This is a genomic window from uncultured Dechloromonas sp. (assembly GCF_945957265.1).
GTDB lineage: Bacteria > Pseudomonadota > Gammaproteobacteria > Burkholderiales > Rhodocyclaceae > Azonexus.
Map to the genome: position 1 here is coordinate 1 of NZ_CAMFKO010000003.1, position 20,378 is coordinate 20,378.

Genomic DNA, 20,378 nt, shown 5'->3' on the forward strand with positions numbered 1-20,378 from the left:
TTGACCAGCTACAACAGCGCGATCCGGGTGCAACTCGCAACGGCCTCCTCGAGATAGTGCGTCGTCAGAATAATCGTATGCCCTTCGCCATTCAGGCGCCGAATGAACTGCCACAAGCCCTGGCGCAATTCGACATCGACGCCGGCAGTCGGTTCGTCGAGCACGATCACCGGCGGACGGTGCACCAGTGCCTGGGCAACCAGTACCCGGCGCTTCATGCCACCCGACAGGCGCCGCATATTGACGTCGGCCTTGCTGGCGAGATCGAGGTTTTCGAGGATTTCGTCGATCCAGTCGTCGTTCTTGCGGATACCGAAATAGCCGGACTGGATGCGCAGGGTTTCCCGCACGTTAAAGAAAGGGTCGAACACCAACTCCTGCGGCACGACCCCCAACAAGCGGCGCGCTTCGCGAAAATCGCGGATCACGTCGTGGCCCATAACGCTGATCGCCCCCGAATCGGGACGGACCAGGCCTGCCAGCGAGGAGATCAAGGTCGTCTTGCCGGCCCCGTTCGGTCCCAGAAGACCGAAGAACTCGCCCTGCTCGATAGCGAGCGACACTCCGGCCAGCGCCTGCAGCGAACCGAAATGCTTGACGACGTCAACGATGGATACAGCAGCGACCATGGGGAGCCCTTCAGGCCAGGGGCAGGAGGTCGGTAACGCCGTACAGTTCGGCCAGCGAACGCACTCCGGCCGGAATATGGGCAAATTTGACGCGAGCGCCGGCGGCATCGGCCGCCCGCAACCAACCAAGCATCACGGCAATAGCCGACGAATCGGCCTCGTCCACCGCCGAAAAATCGAACACCACCTCGCCCTGCTGCAAAGCAGAACGGCCTGCATCGAGCAGGCCGCGGGCATTGGCCATGATCATGGGCGCCGTAACCTGCAGGCGCCCGTCCTGTCGTTCGATCATTTCTTCTGGTTCGCTTCCAGGGACTTGTTCTTGGCGGCAATCGAAGCAACCAGGCCGTCGATACCGCCATTGCGGACTTCCTGGCCGAACTGGTCGCGATAATTGGTCACTAGGCTGATCCCGGCGACCACGACGTCGTACACCTTCCAGCCGGAATCCAGCTTTTCCAGGCTGTAATCCAGTTGCACCGGCTTGTTTCCGGGCTGATGAACCTCGGTACGCACCAGCACGTCGGTATCGGCCGGCGCCATCTTGAACTGCTTGTAAACGATCTTCTGGTTCTTGTAGCTGGTCAGCGCGTTGGAATAAGTGCGCACCAGCAGGGTCTTGAACTCGGCCGTGAGCTGTTGCTGCTGCTGCGGCGTCGCCTTGCGCCACTCCTTGCCCAACGCCAGTGCGGTCATGTGCTGGAAGTTGAAGTGCGGCAGGACCTTCTTGTCGACCAAATCGATCACCTTGTTGGTGCTGCCGTTCTGGATATCCTTGTCATGGCGGATGATTTCCAGCACCTCTTCCGTCACGCGCTGAACCAGCACGTCCGGGGCATCCTCGGCAAATGCAGCAGTCGCGACAAGTCCGGCAAAAAACAGGGCAAATAATTTTTTCATGGTCAGCAGGAAAAACGATCAATCATCCAGTCGCGGCGGGCGGCCGTCGAAAATCTGGTTACGGCGACGCTGCAGGTAAGCATCGCGAATATAGGCGTACTTGTCGAGCGCCGCTTCCTCGACGACCTTGTCGGCCGGCAGCAGGCTGGCGCGAACATCGACAAAGCGCAGCGGCACCATGCTGTTGCGGACGGGAACGGGCTGCACACGCCACACCGGATCGACGAAGGAATCCACGCCAAAACCGGCCGTATCGCGCACGGTGCGCGGCCCGATGAACGGCCAGAACAGATAGCCGCCGTCCTGAACGCCCCACACCGCCAGTGTCTGGCCGAAATCTTCCTCGTGCTTTTCCAGGCCCAGTTCGCTGGCCACATCGAACAGCCCGAAAATGCCGACCGTCGAATTGATCAGCAAACGCCCGATATCGACGCCGGCGTCGGCAAACTTGCCCTGCATCGCGCTATTCACGCCGATCCACAGATCGCCAACGTTACCGAAGAAATTGCCGACACCGGCCTTGACCGGCAGCGGCACGGCTGCGTCGTAGACCTGCGCCACCGGTTTGGCGGCGTACTTGTCGATCGCTTCGTTAACCGCGAACATCGAACGATTGAAACCTTCGTAGGGGTCGCGCGGGTTTTCCTCGGCGAGCGCATTGCCCGCACAAGCAAGCGCCACCAGCGCCCCCAGCGCCCAGCGGCGCCCCATGCGCATCGGAGATAAGCCGAGACTTTTCGTCATTTCTTGTCCTGTCCGTCTGCTGCCTTGCTGAATAAAAACTGGCTGATCAACTTTTCAAGCACCACTGCCGACTGCGTCTTGGCAATGGTGTCCCCGGCCTTCAGCATCTTCTCGTCGCCGCCGGCATCGAATCCGATGTATTGCTCGCCCAGCAGGCCCGCCGTGAAGATCGAGGCGAAGGTGTCCTTCGGGAAACGATAGCGGCCGTCGATGGACATGGTCACCACGGCCTCATAGGTCGCGGAATCGAACTGGATGTCGGTAATCCGGCCGACCACGACGCCGGCGCTTTTCACCGGACCACGCACCTTGAGGCCGCCAATGTTATCAAACTTGGCCTGCAGGACATATGTCTCGGACAGATGCGCGGTCGAAAGGTTGCCGACCTTGAGTGCCAGAAACATGACGGCGGCAACGCCAATGGCGACGAAAAAGCCGACCCACAGGTCGAGAACGGTACGGTTCATGAAGTTCCCCGGAACATGAACGATGTCAGAACGAAATCGAGTGCCAGCACGGCCAGCACCGACGTCACCACGGTTCGCGTAATCGCCCGCGAGACCCCCTCGGCGGTTGGCACCGAGTCATATCCCTCAAAGACGGCAATCAGCGATACCGCGACACCGAAAACAAAACTCTTGACGATGCCGTTCCAGACATCGAAACGGAAATCGACGCTGGACTGCATCTGCGACCAATACGAGCCATCATCGACGCCGATGAAGACGACGCCGATCAGCCAGCCGCCGAGCACGCCCATCGCCGAGAAGATGGCCGCCAGCAGGGGCATTGAAATCACGCCGCCCCAGAAGCGCGGCGCGACGACGCGGGCGATCGGATTGACCGCCATCATGTCCATGGCCTTCAGCTGCTCGGTGGCCTTCATCAGGCCGATCTCGGCGGTCACCGACGAACCGGCGCGCGACGCGAAGAAAATCGCCGCCAGGACAGGCCCCAGTTCGCGCGTCAGGGACAAGGCCACCAGCGTGCCCAGCGCCTCGGTCGAGCCGAAGCGCTGCAGGATTTCGTAGCCCTGCAGGCCGAGAACCAGCCCGACGAACAGGCCGGAAACCAGGATGATCAACAGCGACAGCACGCCGCTGAAGTAGATTTCGCGCAAAGTCAGCGGCAAGCGACGGAAGGAGGCGCCGGAATACATCAGCACCACCCAGAAAAAACGCGCCGCGAAACCCAGACGCCAGACGCGTTCGACGGCGGCATGCCCCAGCTTGCGCAACAACCCGACCGGATCAAGCATGCGCAACCCCGCTCAGGAACTCATCGCGCACCGACACCGCCGGATAGTCGAAATGCACCGGCCCATCCGGCTCGGCATGGACGAACTGATGCACGAACGGGTCTGTCGACGCCCGGATTTCGTCCGGCGTCCCCTCGGCAACCACGCGGCCGCCGTTCAGGAAATAGATGTAATCGACGATGAGCAGCGATTCATGGATATCGTGGGTGACCATGATCGAGGTCGCCCCCAGCGCATCGTTCAGCTTGCGTATGAGCTGGCCGATGACGCCGAGCGCGATCGGATCGAGGCCGGTAAAGGGCTCGTCGTACATCACCAGCATCGGATCGAGCGCCAGCGCCCGGGCCAGCGCAACCCGCCGCGCCATGCCGCCGGACAACTCACCCGGCATCAATTTGTGCGCGCCGCGCAGGCCGACCGCTTCCAGCTTCATCAACACCAGATCGCGGATCATTTCCTCGGACAGATCGGTGTGCTCGCGCATCGGGAAGGCGACGTTGTCGAAAACCGACATGTCGGTAAACAAGGCGCCGAACTGGAAAAGCATGCCCATGCGGCGACGCAGGTCGTACAACTCGGCCTGCGACATGCCGCAGACCTGGTGTTTCTCGAGGCGCACGCGCCCGCCGGTCGGCCGCAACTGGCCGCCGATGCAGCGCAGCAGCGTGGTTTTTCCGCAGCCGGAACCGCCCATGATGGCGACTACCTTGCCGCGCGGGATCTTCATGTTGATCCCTTGCAGCACCGGTCGCCCGTCATAAGTGAAGTGCAGATCCTCGATATCGACCAGGATGTCGTCGGACAAGATGCTTTCCTGAAACAAAAGTCCGTCGATTTTATCAGAACCCCCGCCGTCGCCCTGAAACGACAAGGCTATAATCGGAAAAATTTCACATGGAATGTTGCGCCCTTGTCAGTTGCCAAGCCGCTCCTGCTGATTGTCGATGACGATTCCCTGATCAGCGAATCGCTCAGTTTTGCCTTCGCCCAGGAATACGACGTCCTGACCAGCCATTCCCGTTCGCATGCCCGCAACCTGCTGCGCCAGCTTCGCAATCCGCCGCGACTGGCCCTGGTCGACCTGGGATTGCCGCCGCTTCCGCACCGTCCCGACGAGGGCTTTGCGCTGATCGGCGACCTGCTAGCCTCGTACCCCGACCTGAAGATCGTCGTTCTCTCCGGGCAGAGCGACGACGAAAACGCGCGCCACGCGAGAACGCTGGGAGCGGTCGAGTTCGTCGCCAAACCCTGCGACCCCTCCAGACTGGCCGAACTGTTCCGCCAGGTGCTGCGCTTCGACAGCGCGCCCACCGGGGAATCGGCCGGCGGCCTGATCGGCGAAAGCCTGCCCATGCAGCGCCTGCGCCTGCAACTCGGCCAGTATGCCAACCTGGCCTATCCGGTGCTGATCGAAGGCGAGTCCGGCAGCGGCAAGGACATCGTCGCCAGCCACTACCTGCACCGCCTGACCGAACGCCGCGCCAAGCCCTTCCTGGCGCTCAACTGCGCCGCCATCTCCCCATCCCTGCTCGAACCCACCCTGTTCGGCTACGCCAAGGGCGCCTTCACCGGCGCCCAGGCGGCCAAGGCGGGCTATTTCGAGGATGCCGACAGCGGCACGCTGTTCCTCGACGAAATCGGCGAACTCCCTCTCGACCTGCAGCCGAAGCTGCTGCGCGTTCTCGAAAATGGCGAATACCAGCGGGTCGGCGAAACCCAGACCCGCATCTCGACGGCGCGCATCATCACCGCCACCAACCGCGACCTGCGCCAGGAAATGAAGACCGGGCGCTTTCGCCCCGACCTCTATCATCGCCTGTCGGTGTTCACGGTATCCGTCCCGCCGGTGCGCGAAACCGGGCTGGACCGCCTGCTGCTGCTCGAACACTTCCGCAGGAACTGCGCGGCAACGGTGCGCGCCGAGCCCTTCACGCTGGCGCCCGATGCCCAGTCGCTGTGGCTCGACTACACCTTTCCCGGCAACGTCCGCGAGCTGCGCAACATCGCCATCCGGCTGACGGCCCGTTACGCCGGGCAAGCCGTCACGGCGGAACAGCTGCGGGCCGAGCTCGACTACCCGGACAGCACGGCACCACCGGCCGCGGCGATCGCGCTGGATGCCGCCCAACCCGAGGAGGTGCGCCAGGCAGCGCGCCAGCACCTGGAACGAAGCGCCCACCTCAACCTCGACGCGACACTCGAGCTGTGGCAGAAAGGCTACATCGAAGCAGCCGTCGAACTGAGCGGCGGCAACATGAGCGAGGCGGCACGGCGCCTCGGCATCAACCGCACCACCCTGTACAACCGGATGGAAGGCTGGAGCCGGCAATGAGCCTGTATCTCGAACACTTCGGCATGCGCGAACCGCCGTTCCGCATCACGCCGCATACCGACTTCTTCTTCACCGGCGCCAATCGCGGCCCGACGCTCGACGCCCTGATCTATGCCATCACGCAGGACGAAGGCATCGTCAAGGTCACCGGCGAGGTCGGCAGCGGCAAGACGATGCTGTGCCGGATGCTGCTCGAACGCCTGCCGGCCAAGGTCGAAACCCTCTATCTCGCCAATCCGTCGCTGTCGCGGCAGGAAATTCTCGGCGCCATTGCCGACGAACTCGGCATCCCGACCGACGGCAAGGCAACCCATTCGCTGACCCGCGCCCTGCAGGAGGCGCTGATCGAACGCTACGCCGAAGGCAAGCGCGTCGTGCTGCTCATCGACGAGGCACATGCCATGCCGGCCGAATCGCTGGAGGAGATCCGGCTGCTCTCCAACCTCGAATCGAAGGCGACCAAGCTCCTCCAGATCGCCCTGTTCGCCCAACCCGAACTCGATGAACGCCTGGCCGCCACCGACATGCGGCAACTGCGCGAACGGATCACCCAGCACTTCAATCTCGCGCCGCTCAAGCAGCCCGACGTCGCCTCCTACATCGAATTTCGCCTGCGGGCGGCCGGCTACCACGGCCCCAACCCGTTCACCGACGAGGCGATACGGATGATCACCCGTATCTCCGAGGGGCTGTCCCGGCGCATCAACATCATTGCCGACAAGGCGCTCCTGGCCGCCTACTCGGCCGGCAGCCACAAGGTCGATGGCGCGGAAATAAGAACCGCCGAACAGGATGCGCGCTTCTCGCCCCTGCAGGCCAAAACCCCGTTCAAGCCCCAGCCCCTGCTCTGGGGCATGGGCGGCGCCGGCATTGCCGCCGTGCTCATGGCCATGACCCTAGGCCTTGGCCAGCGGCAGGCCGCGACCTCCGGCGAAACCGGCAAAGCCGAACCCGCCAGACAGCAGCCGGCTCCCGCCCCCCTGCCTGCAGGCGCCCCCGGCGTGCCGACATTGCCCCCGCCCGCCCCGGAAAAGCTGCGCTTCGGCCCGCTCACCCGTCAGCACCTGGCGCAGTACGACGAGTGGATCAAGGAAACGCCACGCAACCACTATTTCATCCAGTTGCTGGCCACCGATGCCGCGCACACCGGCGAAGTCGAAGGCTTCCTCTCCCGCGCCGCGGCCGCCCTCGAACCGGAGCAGCTCCGCGCCTATCGTTCCAGCCTTTCCGGCCGCGACCGGATCGGGGTGATCTATGGCGATTTCGTCAGCCGCGAAGCTGCCGTCGCCGCCATGCACGCCCTCCCGGAATCGATCAAGACCATCCAGCCTTTCCCCCGGCAAGTCAGCAAGCTCCACTGAGCCGCAGGCCGGCAGCCAACGCTGCGCCGTCACCATAGAACGTGCTAGCATCGTATCGATAGCCCAATAACATGCGACCATACCGTTCAGACAAGGCATAACCCGATGAAAATCGGATTCATCGTCACCTCGCTCACCGCCCTCCTGCTTGCCGCCTGTGCCGCACCGACGCCGCGCGAGCCGCTGAAGGGACACCTGAATAACGACAATTCGCCTGCCGCGGCGGCCGGCAGCATTCCCGCCCCGGTCCAGCAAACGCTCGCCCTGCCCAAGCCGCGACCGAGCCGCAAGGCGGAAACCTACAGCGTCGTCGTCAACAACGTGCCGGTCCGCGACCTGCTCTTCGCCCTGGCCCGGGATGCCAAGGTCAATGTCGACATCCACCCCGGCATCACCGGGAACGTCACGCTGAATGCCATCGACCAGACCCTGCCGCAACTGCTGACCCGCATTGCCAAGCAGGTCGACATGCGTTTCGAACTGGACGGCCCCAACCTGGCCGTCATGCCCGACTCGCCTTTCCTCAAGCACTACAAGGTCGACTACGTCAACATGGCCCGCAACGTCACGGGCACCATTTCGGCCAACACCCAGATCGCCACCGGCACGCCCGGCAGCGGAACCGGTACGCAGCCGACCGGCACGACCGGAGGCAACATCTCCAATACGCGCATCGAGAATTCTTCCAAGAACCAGTTCTGGGAATCGCTCGAGAAGAACATCAAGGACATCCTGCGCGAAACCGACAAGGTCCTGCCCGAAGGCTCCAGCGAAACCAGCTACGAACAGAACAACGAGCAGACGGCGACCGGTGCCGCCGCCCTGCCGCAAACGGGCCGCCGTGCGGCGCAGAGCATCGCCAACGCCCTGCAAGGAAATCCCAACCCCAGTTCGACCAGCCAGGCCGCCGGCACGACCCTCGTCCGCCACAGCACCTTCCGCGAAGCCGCTTCGGTGATCATGAACGCCGAAACCGGCGTCATCACGGTACGCGCCACCCAGCGCCAGCACGACCGGATCCAGGAATTTGTCGACCGGGTGGTCAATTCGGCGCGCCGGCAGGTGCTGATCGAGGCCACCATCGTCGAAGTGACCTTGAGCGACGGCTACCAGCAGGGGATCGACTGGACCAAGATAACCGGCGGCGGCATGTTCCAGTTCCTCGGCAACACGCTGACGACCAGCGCCAAGAACCTGAGCTACACCGGCGGCGATCCGACCGCCGCCATCACCATGCTCAACAAGTTCGGCACCACCAAGGTACTGTCCAGCCCGCGCCTGTCGGTCATGAACAACCAGACGGCGCTGCTCAAGGTGGTGGAGAACATCGTCTTCTTCAACGTCAAGTCCGAACTGGCCATTGCCAACACCAACCTCGTCGGCGGCACGCCCATCCGCTCCTACACCACCGTGCCGCAAACCGTCAGCGTCGGCCTGGTCATGAGCGTCACCCCGCAGATCAGCGACAGCGAAGTCGTCACTCTCAACGTGCGCCCCACCATCACCGCCCTGGCTGGCTTCATCATCGACCCCAATCCGGACCTCAACGGCCTGAACAAGGTCCCGCAGATCCGTACCCGCGAGATCGAATCGGTCATGCGCGTCACCAGTGGCAGCACCGCCGTTCTGGGCGGCCTGATGGAAGACAAGATCGACTACCAGAACCAGCGCGTCCCCCTCGTCGGCCAGATACCGTTTTTCGGCGAAGTCGCCAACAACCGGGACAACCTGGCGCGCAAGACCGAGCTGGTCGTCTTCCTACGCCCCGTCGTCATCAAGGATGCCAGCCTGGACGGCGATTACGCGGCGATGAAGGGCTACCTGCCGGGCGACAACTTCTTCGTCCAGCCGAACGAAGCCCAGCCGTTCAACGTCGTCCCGAGCCGCTGAGAGACGCGCATGAGCCTGCTGATGGATGCCCTGAAACGGGCGGAACTAGCCAAGCAGGAGGCCGCGCGCGCGCAATTCGGGATTCCGCCGAACACCCCGGCGGAATCCGGGCTCAGCCTGGAACCGATCGGCGGCGACAAAACCGGCGCGGCGACGAATCCGCTACCCGACCTGGCGCACTACATCGACGCCGTCGATGCCGACCTGGCCAGCACCCCGCTCCCGCGCACCGCGGCACCACCCCCGCCGCCGGCCGCCGCCCCCGTCCCGCCCAGCCAGCCGGCCGAGCAGGCCAATCGCGACAGCATTCGCAACGCCTTTGCCGCGAAGCAGCCCGTGACCGCGCCGCCATCGCGCCTGCCGCTGTGGCTGGCCCTGGGCACGCTGAGCCTGGCCGGCCTGTCGATCGGGGCTTACGTCTGGTATCAGCTGAACGCCATGAACCGCGGCTCGCTGGCCAATTCATCACCGTCGGCCGCAGCGCCGCCCTCGCTGCCGGCGCCGGGCATGCCGGCGGCCATCGACCCGCCCCCGGCGGCGGCAGCCCCCGTCGCGCCATCCGGCGACGGTGCGCTTTTCGCGCCTCGCCGCGAAGCGCCTCCGCCCCCGGCCCGCAGCGCCGAGGCCGACACCCCGGCTGCCGCGCCGATTCGCCTGACCCGCAGCCGCCCGGAAGCCGACGCCGGCCTGGCGCGGGGACATGCCAGCCTGCAGCGCGGCGAACTCGAACTGGCGCGTCGCGATTACGAGCAGGTTTTGCAGCGCGACCCGAACAATACCGATGCCTTGCTGGCGCTGGCCGCCATCGCCCAGCGCCAGGGGCGGCCGAGCGATGCGGAGGCGCTGCGCCAACGCGCCTGGGTGGCCAACCCCAGCGACCCGGCGACGCAAGCGGCCGCACTGAGCGGCAGCGCGGCGGAGACCGACCCGCAGAACACCGAGAGCCGCCTGAAAAGCCTGTTGTCGGCCCAACCCGAGTCCGCCGCACTGAACTTTGCGCTGGGCAATCTCTACGCCCGTCAAAACCGCTGGCCGGAAGCGCAACAGGTGTATTTCAACGCCGTCGCCGCCGACGGCGACAACCCGGACTATCTATTCAACCTGGCCGTCAGCCTGGACCATCTGCGCCAGCCGCGCCTGGCCGGCCAGCATTACCGCATGGCCCTCGAAGCGGCGGGGCGCCGACCGGCGGCCTTCGATCGCGCCAGGGTCGAGAAACGCCTGGGCGAACTGGTGCCGGAGCCGGCGCGCTAGATCCAAGATGAGCACCTCCGTCCTCCAGCGTCGCCCGCTCGGGCAAATCCTGATCTCCGAAGGCATCCTCTCGGAAGACCAGTTGCGCATTGCGCTGCTCGAGCAGATGAAGCAGAACCAGCCGATCGGCAAATTGCTGGTGTCGCTCGGCTTCGTGACCGAGGCCACGCTGCGCCAGGCGCTGTCGGAAAGTCTGGGCAAGCAGAGCATCGATCTGCGCCACGCCGTGGTCGACCCCCAGGCCCTGAAGCTGGTGCCGCGCGACCTGGCCAAGCGCCACCACCTGCTGCCGCTCGATTACGATGCCCCCAACCGGCGGCTCGCCCTGGCCATTTCGGACATCAACGACATCGTCGGCCTCGATCGCGTGCGCGCCCAGCTGGAAGAAGGCACCGAGATCGAGACGCTGCTCGCCGGCGAATCGGAAATCGACCATGCCATCGACCAGTACTACGGCCACGAGCTGTCCATCGACGGCATCCTGCACGAGATCGAGACCGGCGAAATCGACTGGCACAGCCTGTCGGCCACCGACAACGAGTACAGCCAGCCGGTCGTCCGCCTGATCGACTCGATCCTCACCGACGCCGTCAAGCGCGAGGCCTCGGACATCCACTTCGAGCCGGAAGCCAATTTCCTGCGCATCCGCTACCGCATCGACGGCATGCTGCGCCAGATCCGCGCCCTGCATAAGTCCTACTGGCCAGCGATGACGGTGCGCATCAAGGTGCTGTCCGGCATGAACATCGCCGAAATGCGCGCCCCGCAGGACGGCCGCATCGGCCTGACGGTGTCCGGACGCCCCATCGACTTCCGCGTCGCCAGCCAGCCGACCATCCACGGCGAAAACATCGTCCTGCGCATCCTCGACCGCCAGAAGGGCATCGTCCCGCTGGAAGAACTGGGCCTGGCCGAGGAGCACCTGCACCAGCTGAAGCTGATGATCTCGCGGCCGGAGGGCATCATCCTGGTCACCGGCCCGACCGGCAGCGGCAAGACGACGACGCTGTATTCGGTGTTGAACCACATCAACAGCGAGGGCATCCACATCATGACCCTCGAGGACCCGGTCGAATACCCGATGGCCATGGTCCGCCAGACCTCCGTCGCCGAGGCGGCCAAGCTCGATTTCGCCAAGGGCATCCGCTCGATGATGCGCCAGGACCCGGATGTCATCCTGGTCGGCGAAGTGCGCGACGCCGAAACGGCCGAGATGGCCTTCCGCGCGGCGATGACCGGCCACCAGGTGTACACCACCCTGCACACCAACTCGGCCATCGGCGCCGTGCCGCGCCTGCTCGACATCGGCGTGCTGCCCGACATCATGGCCGGCAACATCATCGGCATCATCGCCCAGCGCCTGATCCGCCGCCTGTGCGAGCACTGCAAGACGCCCTATCACGCCGAGCCGCACGAAATCCGCCTGCTCGGCCCGCTCGGCGAAGGCCCGCGCACGGTGCTGTTCCGGGCGACCGGTTGCGAGCTGTGCGATTTCCAGGGCTACCGCGGCCGGGTGGCGATCATGGAACTGCTGCGCATCGATGCCGGGCTCGACGAACTGATCGCCCGCCGCGCCACCACCCACGAAATCCGCAGCCGCGCGCTCCTGCAGGGCTTCACCACCCTCGCCGACGACGGCCTGAACCGCGTCCTGAACGGGGTGACCTCGCTGGAGGAACTGGCCCGCGTCGTCGACCTGACCGACAGGATGTAGCGATGATCTTCGACTACAAGGCCGTCAGCGCGGAAGGGCGAATGACCTACGGACGCCTTGATGCGATCAACCTGATCGACCTGGAGATGCGCCTCAAGCGCATGAACCTCGACCTGGTGACCGGCAAACCGATCCAGCAAAGGGTGCCGTTCGGCAGCCGCGGCGTGCCTCGCCCCGAGCTGATCAATTTCTGCTTTCATCTCGAACAGCTGACCCGCGCCGGGGTTCCCATTCTCGAAGGGCTGGCCGACCTTCGCGACTCCATCGAACACCCGCGCTTCCGCGAGGTAATGGCCGGGCTGATCGAGAGCATCGAGGGGGGGCAGACCCTGTCGCAAGCGATGGCCGCCCATCCGGACATCTTCAGCCAGGTGTTCTGCAACCTGATCCGGGCCGGCGAATCGAGCGGCCAGCTGCCCGATGTGCTCGCCAGCCTCAGCGAATCGCTGAAATGGGAGGACGAACTGGCCTCGCATACCAAGAAGCTGCTGATGTACCCGGCTTTCGTCGCCAGCATCGTGCTCGCTGCCACCTTCTTCCTGATGATCTACATGGTGCCGCAGCTGAAGATCTTCGTGCGCAACATGGGGCAGACCCTGCCGGCGCATACGCAGCTGCTGTTTTTCGTCTCCGACCTGCTGGCCAACTACTGGTACCTCTTCCTCGCCACCCCCATCGTCGCCTTTCTCGTCGGACTCCAGCTGGTGCGCACCAACCCGCTGGCCAGGCTGCGCTTCGACGGCATCAAGCTGCGCCTGCCGGTGGTCGGGCCCATCCTCAAGAAAATCGTCCTGTCGCGCTTCGCCAGCACCTTCGCCATGCTCTACGCCTCCGGCATCCCGGTTCTCGAGTCAATCCGCAGCACCCAGCACATCGTCGGCAACGGCGTCATCCGGCGCGGCCTGGAGCGGGTCGAACAGTCGATTCGCGAAGGCCACAACGTCGCCGGCGCCTTTCACGATGTCGGCCTCTTCCCGCCCCTGGTCGTCCGCATGCTGCGCATCGGCGAAAGCACGGGCGGCCTGGACAAGGCCCTGCTCAACGTCAGCTATTTCTACAACCGCGACGTCAAGGAATCGGTCGGCAAGGCGCAGGCCCTGATCGAACCGATGCTGACGCTCTTCATGGGCGCCCTGCTGGGCTGGATCATGCTCTCGGTCATTGGCCCCATCTACGACGTGATCAGTAAAATCAAGACGTGAAGACCCGCCTCCTCTACCTCAACACGCACCGCCTTGCCGCCTTCGCCTGGCAGCAGGGCCGCCTGCACCCGGAAGGCATCTTCGAGAACAACGACGACGGCCTCAAGCAGTTCTCCCACTACCTCGGCACGCACGACCAGGGCCGCTTCACCCTGCTCGCCAACGTCGCCGAGGAAGGGCATGCCCACGAGAGCATTCCCTTCCTGCGCGGCGCCGACCGCGAGGCCCTGATTGCCCGCAAGATCGGCCAGCACTTTCAGGGCACCCCGCTGGCCACCGCCATCTCGCTCGGCTACGAGAAAACCCAGCGTAAAAACGAGAAGCTACTGCTGTCGGCACTGACCAACCCGGCCCATTTCGAACCCTGGCTGCTGCGCCTCGCCAACGCCGAGGTTGCCCTTGCCGGAATCTACAGCCTGGCCCAGCTGGGCGGGCCGCTGCTGAAAAAGCTGGGCCTCCACGACAAGCGCTGCCTGCTGCTGACCCAGCAGGATCACTCGATACGCTCCAGCTACCTGGTCGACGGGCAAGCCCATTTCTCCCGCATGGCGCCCCTGTCGGACAGCAGCATCGCCGGGGTCGCCAGCGCCTTCGCCACCGAAGCGGGCAAGCTGCATCAATACCTGATCGGCCAGCGCCAGATCGGCCGCGACGAAAACATGCCGGCCTTCATCCTGGCCCACCCGCTGACACTGCCCGCCATCGAAAAGGCATGCCCCGACCGGGGCCAGCTGAACTTCCGCATCGTCGACAGCCATGCGGCCGCGACCCGGATCGCCCTCCACACCCTGCCCGAGGACAATCGCGCCGACCTCCTGTTCATGCAGCTGCTGGCCGTTTCCCCACCTGGCCAGCAATTCGGCAACGACAACCACCGCCACCACTTCCGCCTGTCGCAACTGCGCAACGGACTGCTCGCGGCGGGCATCGTCGCCCTGCTCGCCAGCAGTCTTTATGCCGCCAAGCAGTTCTACGATGCCCACTCCCTCCACGAGGAAGCCCAGGCGCTTCGCCACAGCGAGGCCGAACTGAACCGGCGCTACCAGGAAACAGCCAGCACCCTGCCACAACTGGGCATCGACAACGACACCCTGCGCCAGCTGACCACCCAATATGCCGAGCTGACCCGCCAACAGGCGCTTCCCGGCCCGGCCCTCCGGCTGCTCGGCCAGGCGCTCGACCGCATGCCGGCGATCCGCCTGGAAGGCGTCGAATGGCGGAACGACACCGCGTACGACAGCACGAAAAAGACGGCGCAACAGCTCACCGTGGTGCACGGCTCAATCGCCCTCGCCCACACCGACCCGCGCAAGCTGCTCGGCGTTTTCGACAGTTTCGTGGAGCTCCTGCGCGCCCAGCCCGAGGTCTCGATCACGGTACTGCAAAGGCCGGTCGACATCGAATCGGGCAGCACCTTGCGCGGCGGCGATGGCGCCGAAGAAGGCGTCAAACCTCGTCCATTCACCATCGAAATCGCGCGGAGAACGGCCTCGTGAAGCTGACACAGCGCGACTTCCGCAAACTGTTGCCGCCCCTGGCCGCAACCCTGGCGCTTTTTGTGGCGGCCGGAACGCTGGCCTGGTGGAGCCACGCAGAGACGGGAGGCGCGACCCAGGAACGCGACCGCGCCGCCGAGGGAAAGACCCGAATCGAAGCGCGACTGCGACAGTTCCACAGCGAGGAAACCGATCTCAAGGAACGCAGCGCCCTCCTCAAGCGCCTTCAGGATTCCGGCATCCTGGGCGAGGAACATCGGCTCGACTGGATGGAACAGCTGCGCAACACGCAACGCGACCTGCGCCTCCCCGGCCTCAAATACGAGTTTGCGGCACAGACCCCCCTCAACCGGACGACACCATCCGGCTACGCCTGGTTCAACAGCCCGCTACGCCTCCAGTTGCGGCTGCTACACGAAGGCGACCTCCTCAATACCCTCGAACGCATTCAGCAGGAAGCCCGCGCCATGGTCATCGTGCGCTCCTGCCGACTCGCCCCCCCCGCCGCCACGGGCGAGCGCCGGGAATCCATCGCCCCGCTGAATGCCGACTGCGACATGGATTGGCTGACGGCCCGGCAGCCATCGGGGAAAAAATGACCATGCGCCGCCTCGCCCTGGCCCTTCTGCTCTCCTTGTCCGGCGCCGCCAGCGCCGACTCCGCCCCGCTCGGCCGCCTCTTCTACGACGCCCAGCAGCGCGCCTACCTCGACCAGCAACGGCAGCGCAACCCATGGTTCGGACAGCAGAACACCGGCGACGCGGAAGCCGGACTGACCCTCAATGGCGAGGTGCGCAGCAGCAGCGGCCGCCGGACGCGCTGGATCAACGGCGCGGCGGACTGGAGCAACGCCACCCCCGCCCCGCGCATTCCGGTCGGCAATACCTACTACCCGGAAAGCGGGCAAAACGATGGCCTGCTGGGAAGCGGGCGCATCGTGGTCAAGCCGGGTCGCTGACATAAAGTATGCCTAAAGGGCGCCATCATCGGCAACATGGCATCATCCTTTTAGGCATGATGGTTGCACTAATGCTGGCTTCCGGCTTCTATCTGATCAACCAAGCCAATCGGTTGTTCTCTAGCTCAGTCAGAGAGTCCGCTGATGCAAGAGCTCTACAGCAAGCCAGAGATGCGTTGCTGTCTCGCGCAATAAGCGATGCAAATCACCCGGGAAGCATGCCATGCCCAGCCCTAACCAGCGATGGAAATGCTCCTGGCTTGCCACCATGCCCCAGCTTCGTTGGTTGGCTTCCGTGGCGCACGCTTGGTCTTGATGACTTGCGCGACGGCTCTGGCGAACGCCTTTGGTATGTGCTTTCCCCCATCTTTCAGGACAGCGGGACAATCAATGCCAACTCAACGTCAGCATTAACCCTGGACGGAGCCAGCGGCATCTCTGCCCTGGTCATCGCACCGGGAGCCGCCCTCCCCGGTCAAAATCGTCCCAGCAACCTTCCGACCGATTACCTTGACCAAAAGGATGGGAACCCAGCAACCAGCAATAGCGATGGTGACAACAGCTATTTTTCGGGCTCGTCTGGAGACAAGTTCAATGACAAGGTATTGCCATTAAGTACTTCGACATTATTTTCCGGTGTATCAAGGCGCATACTCGGGGAAATCCGCTATGCCTACATCGCTGCGGCTAGCATCGCCCCATTCGCCGACGTGGACAATGATGGATTATCAGACCCCGGGCAAGACATTGGTCGCTTCCCTTACAAAAATCCGGCTTTTGCCATCAACTCACCGACCTGGTATTCCGCATCCCCCCCTTATCATTTTTGGTATGACAGCCTGCAAAACAACGGTTGGTTCCCTCTGGTGACATATGACCGAAGTACCCGGACCATCTCTCTAAGCGGACAGGTGCTAACCCTGCCATGAACACGAATATCCACACCCTCTCCATCCAGAATCGTTCTGCAGCCGGTTTTTCGCTGATCGAAATGGCAATTGTGCTGATCGTTATTGCCCTATTGGCAGGCGGCATGATGCTTAGTCTGGGTACCCAACAAGACATACAGCGGACAAACGAAGTACGGCGTCAGTTAGCCGATATTCGGGAAGCCCTTTTGGGCTACGCGATAGCCAACGGGAGACTCCCTCCGCCGGCCGACCCGACCAAGGCCAATAGCGATCCGATGGCAGGGTTGATTGATGAGGGACGGGTCAGCGGAGTTGTTCCCTGGGTAGCACTGGGATTGCCGGAAACTGACCCCTGGGGCCAACGTTTCACATATCGAGTTCGTGCCGAATTCGCCGATGCAATTGCGCTGAACACTACTCCGCCTTGCGTATTAGCCCCAGGCCCAACCCAATCAAGTTTTGCACTATGTTCACTGGGCAATATTTCTGTTACGGATGGTACCGTCAATATCGCAACAGTACTCCCGGCCATCGTTGTGTCTCACGGAAAAAATGGCCTCGGCGGCTATCGAACAGATGGTTCCCAAATCGCGGGAAGCGTCGGTGATGAATTGGAGAATGCAAATAACGACACCAGTTTTGTCAGCCGCACCCACAACGCCACATTCGATGATGAATTAACATGGATTCCGTTGTTTAACCTATTGAGTCGCATGGTAGTGGCCGGACGCCTGCCGTAATACCCGGGCCGCCCGAGTTATTGACCTAGGCCACCCCGACTGCCAAACTGGTTATCCCAAGGTTATATAGCGGACTGCCCAGTCTCGTCGTGAGCGCCCCCTCCCATTCCATTTCCCTGCGTGCCGGCGGCATCCGGCCGACCGACGACGCGGAGATGCGCCTCAAGAAGTCGCTGCTGGTCTTCGCCACCGGCCTCTTCTGCACCGGATCGATGCTCTGGTTGTTCCTGTATGGGCAGATGGGCCCGCAGTTCTCGGCCACAGCGCCGTTCCTTTTCCAGTTGCTGCTCGTCGCCAACCTGCTCTACTTCCTGCGCAGCGGCAATTTCGAGTGGTTCCGCATCACCCAGCTGTCGCTCTTCCTGTTCGCCCCTTTTGTCGTCCAGTGGAGCATCGGCAACTTCATCACCGCCAGCGGAACCAGCCTGTGGGGACTGCTGGCGCCGATCGGTGCCGTCCTGTTCTGCGGCCCGCGCGAATCGATCGCCTGGTTCATCGCCTATATATTCCTGACCGCCCTTTCCGGCTTTTTCGACTACTACCTGGCCGGAAGCCCGGTCAGCAATGCCCACCGGATTTCGACCGAAACCAGTGTCTTTTTCTTCGCCCTGAACTTTGCCGCCATCTCGAGCATCGTCTACCTGCTGCTGCGCTACGCCATCATCGAAAAAGGCAAGCTGCAAGCCAGCCTGGAGGAAACCCATCGCCTGCTTCAGGAAGAGCAGGGGCGCTCGGAGCGCCTGTTGCTCAACATCCTGCCCGGTCCCATCGCCGAGCGCCTGAAGCACGACAGCCAGGCCATCGCCGACGGGTTTTCCGAGGTCACGGTGATGTTCGTGGATATCGTCAACTTCACCCGCCTGGCCGAAGGAATGACGCCGCAGCAGGTGTTTTCCATGCTCAACCGGATTTTCTCGTCCTTCGACGAACTGGCCGAACGCTACGGCATGGAGAAGATAAAAACCATCGGCGACGCCTACATGGTTGCCGGCGGCCTGAACAACGAGGCCTGCGACTACACCCGTGCCATCGCCGAACTGGCCATCGCCATGCGCGACTTGCTGCATCGCGACTTCACGGTCAACGACATGCGCCTCGAGGTACGCATCGGTATCGGCACCGGCCCTGTCGTTGCCGGCGTCGTCGGCAAGAAGAAATTCATCTACGACCTGTGGGGCGATACGGTCAATCTCGCCAGCCGAATCACCAGCGAAGGCACACCGGGCATGATCCACGTGGATACCACGACCCACCTGCGCTTGAGGGATGAATTCGAATTCGCCGCGCCGCTCGATCTCTACCTGAAAGGCAAGGGGAATACCCAGGTTTTCCGTCTGAATGGGCTCAGGGCATCGGCTACGACGCCCGCAGCGCCGGCTTTAGCCTGAACAGCACGCAGCCCGGCCGGTTTTCCACCAGCGCCAGTCGATAGCCCAAGGCCTCCGCCTGCCGGGCGGCGTGATACAGGCCGACGCCCAGGCCGTCATGCGAAGCCACCGGTGCGCTCAGTACCCCTTCGGCCACCTCCGGGGGCATAGCCGACCCGTTGTCCGAGACGGAAAGCCCTGCCTCGCCGAACATCACGGCAATGGCCAGCCCCGACTCGCGCTGGCGCTTGGAAAGTGCGTTCTGCAGCAGATTCTCGGCAACCCTGTCGAACAAGGCGCGGGGCAACGTCTCTTCCGGATGGGGTGCCCCATGCCATTCGATGCCGGCGTGGGCATAGCGATCCTGCAAGTGCAGCCACCATGCCCGGGCATCGAGGCGCTCGTCGTCCTCGAGTTGCGGCGATTGCAGCTTGTCGAGCGTTGACTTCAGGCGGTCGGCAATCTGCGGCAACTGCCGACGCAGCAGGTTCGCCACCTCGGCCGGGTCGCCTGGCTGCGTCGCCGCGTAGCACAAGCCCTGCAAGGACTGCAGCAGGTTCTTCACATCGTGCGTCACCCGCGCCCCGGTTTCGTAAATGGCCTGCGCATACCCCATGCGTTGCAACTGCTGGCTCTGGCGCTTGACCAGATAGAACTCGATGGCCAGACGCAACAGCCACTCGAGATGCCAGTGCAAGGCCGGCGACGGCAAATGGCGGAAAAATACCGTCAGCTTCAAATCGCCGGCGTGCGTGTCATGCGTAAACGACGATGCCTCGCCAACACATCCCTTCACGGCGCCGACCTGCCAGGAAACGCCAAGGACCCAGGGCGTTCCCGCCAGGCGTCGCATCGCCGCGGCCAGGAACATCTCGGGATCGTGGTTTCTCTCGCTCTCCTGCGACAGATGCACCAGCCATTGTTCCAGCGGCATCCCCAAGGACAGGAGGTAGTGCGAAATAGCCGATCCGATACCGGAAAAGCCGCCGCGCGGGTTCCATGCCCAGGCCACCACCAGCAAGGCACCGGCCACGGTCATCGACGTCTTGAACAGGGATTCGATATAGCCCGTGCCGCCAATCGGCATGTAGGCCAATGCCCCGAGCACCAGCACCGCGAGGACGAGGAAAACCAGTATTCCGTAAAACAGGTCGAATGCCTCCCCGGATTTCCGCCGGGGCGGCTGTGCCGGGAAAAGCAGCAAGACGGGCAAGGCCAGCGGCATCAATATGGCAACCGCGTCGCGCAGACCGGCGTCGACCTGCGCCGCGGGAGAAATCTCCGGCACGATCCCCAGCATGGTCAGCGCGATCAGATACCCGAAGGCCAGCAGGTAGCCTGCGCGCTCGCCCCGCTGCACCGCCCCCATCACTCGCCCGCCGATCGAAGCGGCAAGCGCGCCCGACCAGATCAGCAGCAGCCAGGGACCGAGCAGCAAGGTCGAGGCCAGTACGGCGCCGATCAACGCGACACCCTGTCGCCCGCTGATGCGTTGCTCGCCATCGACGAAAGGCTGCCAGATTAGAAAGAGCCCCAGGGCGACCAGCCACAACAGGCGGACGGCAGGCACCTGCCAGCCGCCGAAGGCCAGTGCATGCAGCATCAACAGATGCCCCGCCAAC

At 63.6% G+C, this 20,378-nt stretch carries 19 protein-coding genes and 1 pseudogene; 12 read left to right on the forward strand and 8 right to left on the reverse strand.

Annotation, left to right across the window (positions count from 1 at the left end; genetic code table 11):
* Positions 1-11: 11 nt before the first annotated feature.
* The 7 genes and pseudogenes from Q0P59_RS02540 to Q0P59_RS02570 all read right to left on the reverse strand — a co-directional run.
* Positions 12-629 (reverse strand): annotated as a pseudogene (locus Q0P59_RS02540) (ABC transporter ATP-binding protein); the annotation flags it as partial.
* Between the two features lie 10 nt (positions 630-639).
* The gene (locus Q0P59_RS02545; protein WP_295003208.1) at positions 640-921 is read right to left on the reverse strand and encodes an STAS domain-containing protein; all 282 of its coding nucleotides are present in this window, start codon (positions 919-921) and stop codon (positions 640-642) included.
* Positions 918-1,529, reverse strand: a complete 612-nt coding sequence (locus Q0P59_RS02550) for an ABC transporter substrate-binding protein (RefSeq protein WP_295003209.1) — start codon at positions 1,527-1,529, stop codon at positions 918-920. Before Q0P59_RS02550 ends, Q0P59_RS02545 begins: the two co-directional genes overlap by 4 nt.
* A gap of 18 nt (positions 1,530-1,547) precedes the next feature.
* Positions 1,548-2,273, reverse strand: a complete 726-nt coding sequence (locus tag Q0P59_RS02555; protein ID WP_295003211.1) for a VacJ family lipoprotein — start codon at positions 2,271-2,273, stop codon at positions 1,548-1,550.
* Entirely contained in the window at positions 2,270-2,740 is a 471-nt protein-coding gene (mlaD, locus tag Q0P59_RS02560; RefSeq protein WP_295003213.1) for an outer membrane lipid asymmetry maintenance protein MlaD, read from the reverse strand. The genes Q0P59_RS02555 and mlaD overlap by 4 nt, the downstream gene beginning before the upstream one ends.
* Positions 2,737-3,531 (reverse strand): lipid asymmetry maintenance ABC transporter permease subunit MlaE, encoded by a 795-nt coding sequence (gene mlaE, locus Q0P59_RS02565; RefSeq protein ID WP_295003215.1) that lies wholly within the window; start codon positions 3,529-3,531, stop codon positions 2,737-2,739. Before mlaE ends, mlaD begins: the two co-directional genes overlap by 4 nt.
* Positions 3,524-4,336, reverse strand: a complete 813-nt coding sequence (locus Q0P59_RS02570) for an ABC transporter ATP-binding protein (protein ID WP_295003217.1) — start codon at positions 4,334-4,336, stop codon at positions 3,524-3,526. The genes mlaE and Q0P59_RS02570 overlap by 8 nt, the downstream gene beginning before the upstream one ends.
* A gap of 105 nt (positions 4,337-4,441) precedes the next feature.
* Here Q0P59_RS02570 and Q0P59_RS02575 point away from each other — a divergent pair, with 105 nt between their 5' ends.
* From Q0P59_RS02575 to Q0P59_RS02630, 12 genes are all read left to right on the forward strand, one after another.
* The gene (locus Q0P59_RS02575; protein ID WP_295003218.1) at positions 4,442-5,863 is read left to right on the forward strand and encodes a sigma-54 dependent transcriptional regulator; all 1,422 of its coding nucleotides are present in this window, start codon (positions 4,442-4,444) and stop codon (positions 5,861-5,863) included.
* On the forward strand, positions 5,860-7,224 hold the full coding sequence (locus tag Q0P59_RS02580) for an AAA family ATPase (protein WP_295003220.1): 1,365 nt from the start codon (positions 5,860-5,862) through the stop codon (positions 7,222-7,224). Before Q0P59_RS02575 ends, Q0P59_RS02580 begins: the two co-directional genes overlap by 4 nt.
* Before the next feature lie 105 nt (positions 7,225-7,329).
* Positions 7,330-9,114 carry a secretin N-terminal domain-containing protein gene (locus Q0P59_RS02585; RefSeq protein ID WP_295003222.1) on the forward strand — a complete coding sequence of 595 codons (1,785 nt, stop codon included), beginning with the start codon at positions 7,330-7,332 and terminating at the stop codon, positions 9,112-9,114.
* Positions 9,115-9,123: 9 nt separating this feature from the next.
* The gene (locus tag Q0P59_RS02590) at positions 9,124-10,368 is read left to right on the forward strand and encodes a tetratricopeptide repeat protein (RefSeq protein WP_295003224.1); all 1,245 of its coding nucleotides are present in this window, start codon (positions 9,124-9,126) and stop codon (positions 10,366-10,368) included.
* A gap of 7 nt (positions 10,369-10,375) precedes the next feature.
* Positions 10,376-12,082, forward strand: coding sequence for an ATPase, T2SS/T4P/T4SS family (locus tag Q0P59_RS02595; RefSeq protein WP_295003226.1), 1,707 nt, complete (start codon positions 10,376-10,378; stop codon positions 12,080-12,082).
* A gap of 2 nt (positions 12,083-12,084) precedes the next feature.
* Positions 12,085-13,284, forward strand: a complete 1,200-nt coding sequence (locus tag Q0P59_RS02600) for a type II secretion system F family protein (protein WP_295003228.1) — start codon at positions 12,085-12,087, stop codon at positions 13,282-13,284.
* Positions 13,281-14,780: a hypothetical protein gene (locus tag Q0P59_RS02605; protein WP_295003230.1), complete on the forward strand. Its 1,500-nt coding sequence runs from the start codon at positions 13,281-13,283 to the stop codon at positions 14,778-14,780. The genes Q0P59_RS02600 and Q0P59_RS02605 overlap by 4 nt, the downstream gene beginning before the upstream one ends.
* On the forward strand, positions 14,777-15,379 hold the full coding sequence (locus tag Q0P59_RS02610) for a hypothetical protein (protein WP_295003232.1): 603 nt from the start codon (positions 14,777-14,779) through the stop codon (positions 15,377-15,379). Before Q0P59_RS02605 ends, Q0P59_RS02610 begins: the two co-directional genes overlap by 4 nt.
* Entirely contained in the window at positions 15,376-15,738 is a 363-nt protein-coding gene (locus Q0P59_RS02615; protein WP_295003234.1) for a hypothetical protein, read from the forward strand. The genes Q0P59_RS02610 and Q0P59_RS02615 overlap by 4 nt, the downstream gene beginning before the upstream one ends.
* Before the next feature lie 8 nt (positions 15,739-15,746).
* Positions 15,747-16,667, forward strand: coding sequence for a hypothetical protein (locus Q0P59_RS02620; protein WP_295003236.1), 921 nt, complete (start codon positions 15,747-15,749; stop codon positions 16,665-16,667).
* On the forward strand, positions 16,664-17,389 hold the full coding sequence (locus tag Q0P59_RS02625) for a prepilin-type N-terminal cleavage/methylation domain-containing protein (protein WP_295003238.1): 726 nt from the start codon (positions 16,664-16,666) through the stop codon (positions 17,387-17,389). The genes Q0P59_RS02620 and Q0P59_RS02625 overlap by 4 nt, the downstream gene beginning before the upstream one ends.
* Positions 17,390-17,478: 89 nt before the next feature.
* Positions 17,479-18,777, forward strand: a complete 1,299-nt coding sequence (locus tag Q0P59_RS02630) for an adenylate/guanylate cyclase domain-containing protein (RefSeq protein ID WP_295003240.1) — start codon at positions 17,479-17,481, stop codon at positions 18,775-18,777.
* Here Q0P59_RS02630 and Q0P59_RS02635 read toward each other — a convergent pair.
* Positions 18,746-20,359, reverse strand: a complete 1,614-nt coding sequence (locus Q0P59_RS02635; RefSeq protein WP_295003242.1) for a hypothetical protein — start codon at positions 20,357-20,359, stop codon at positions 18,746-18,748. The two genes, Q0P59_RS02630 and Q0P59_RS02635, sit on opposite strands and share 32 nt — an antisense overlap.
* Positions 20,360-20,378: the final 19 nt, after the last annotated feature.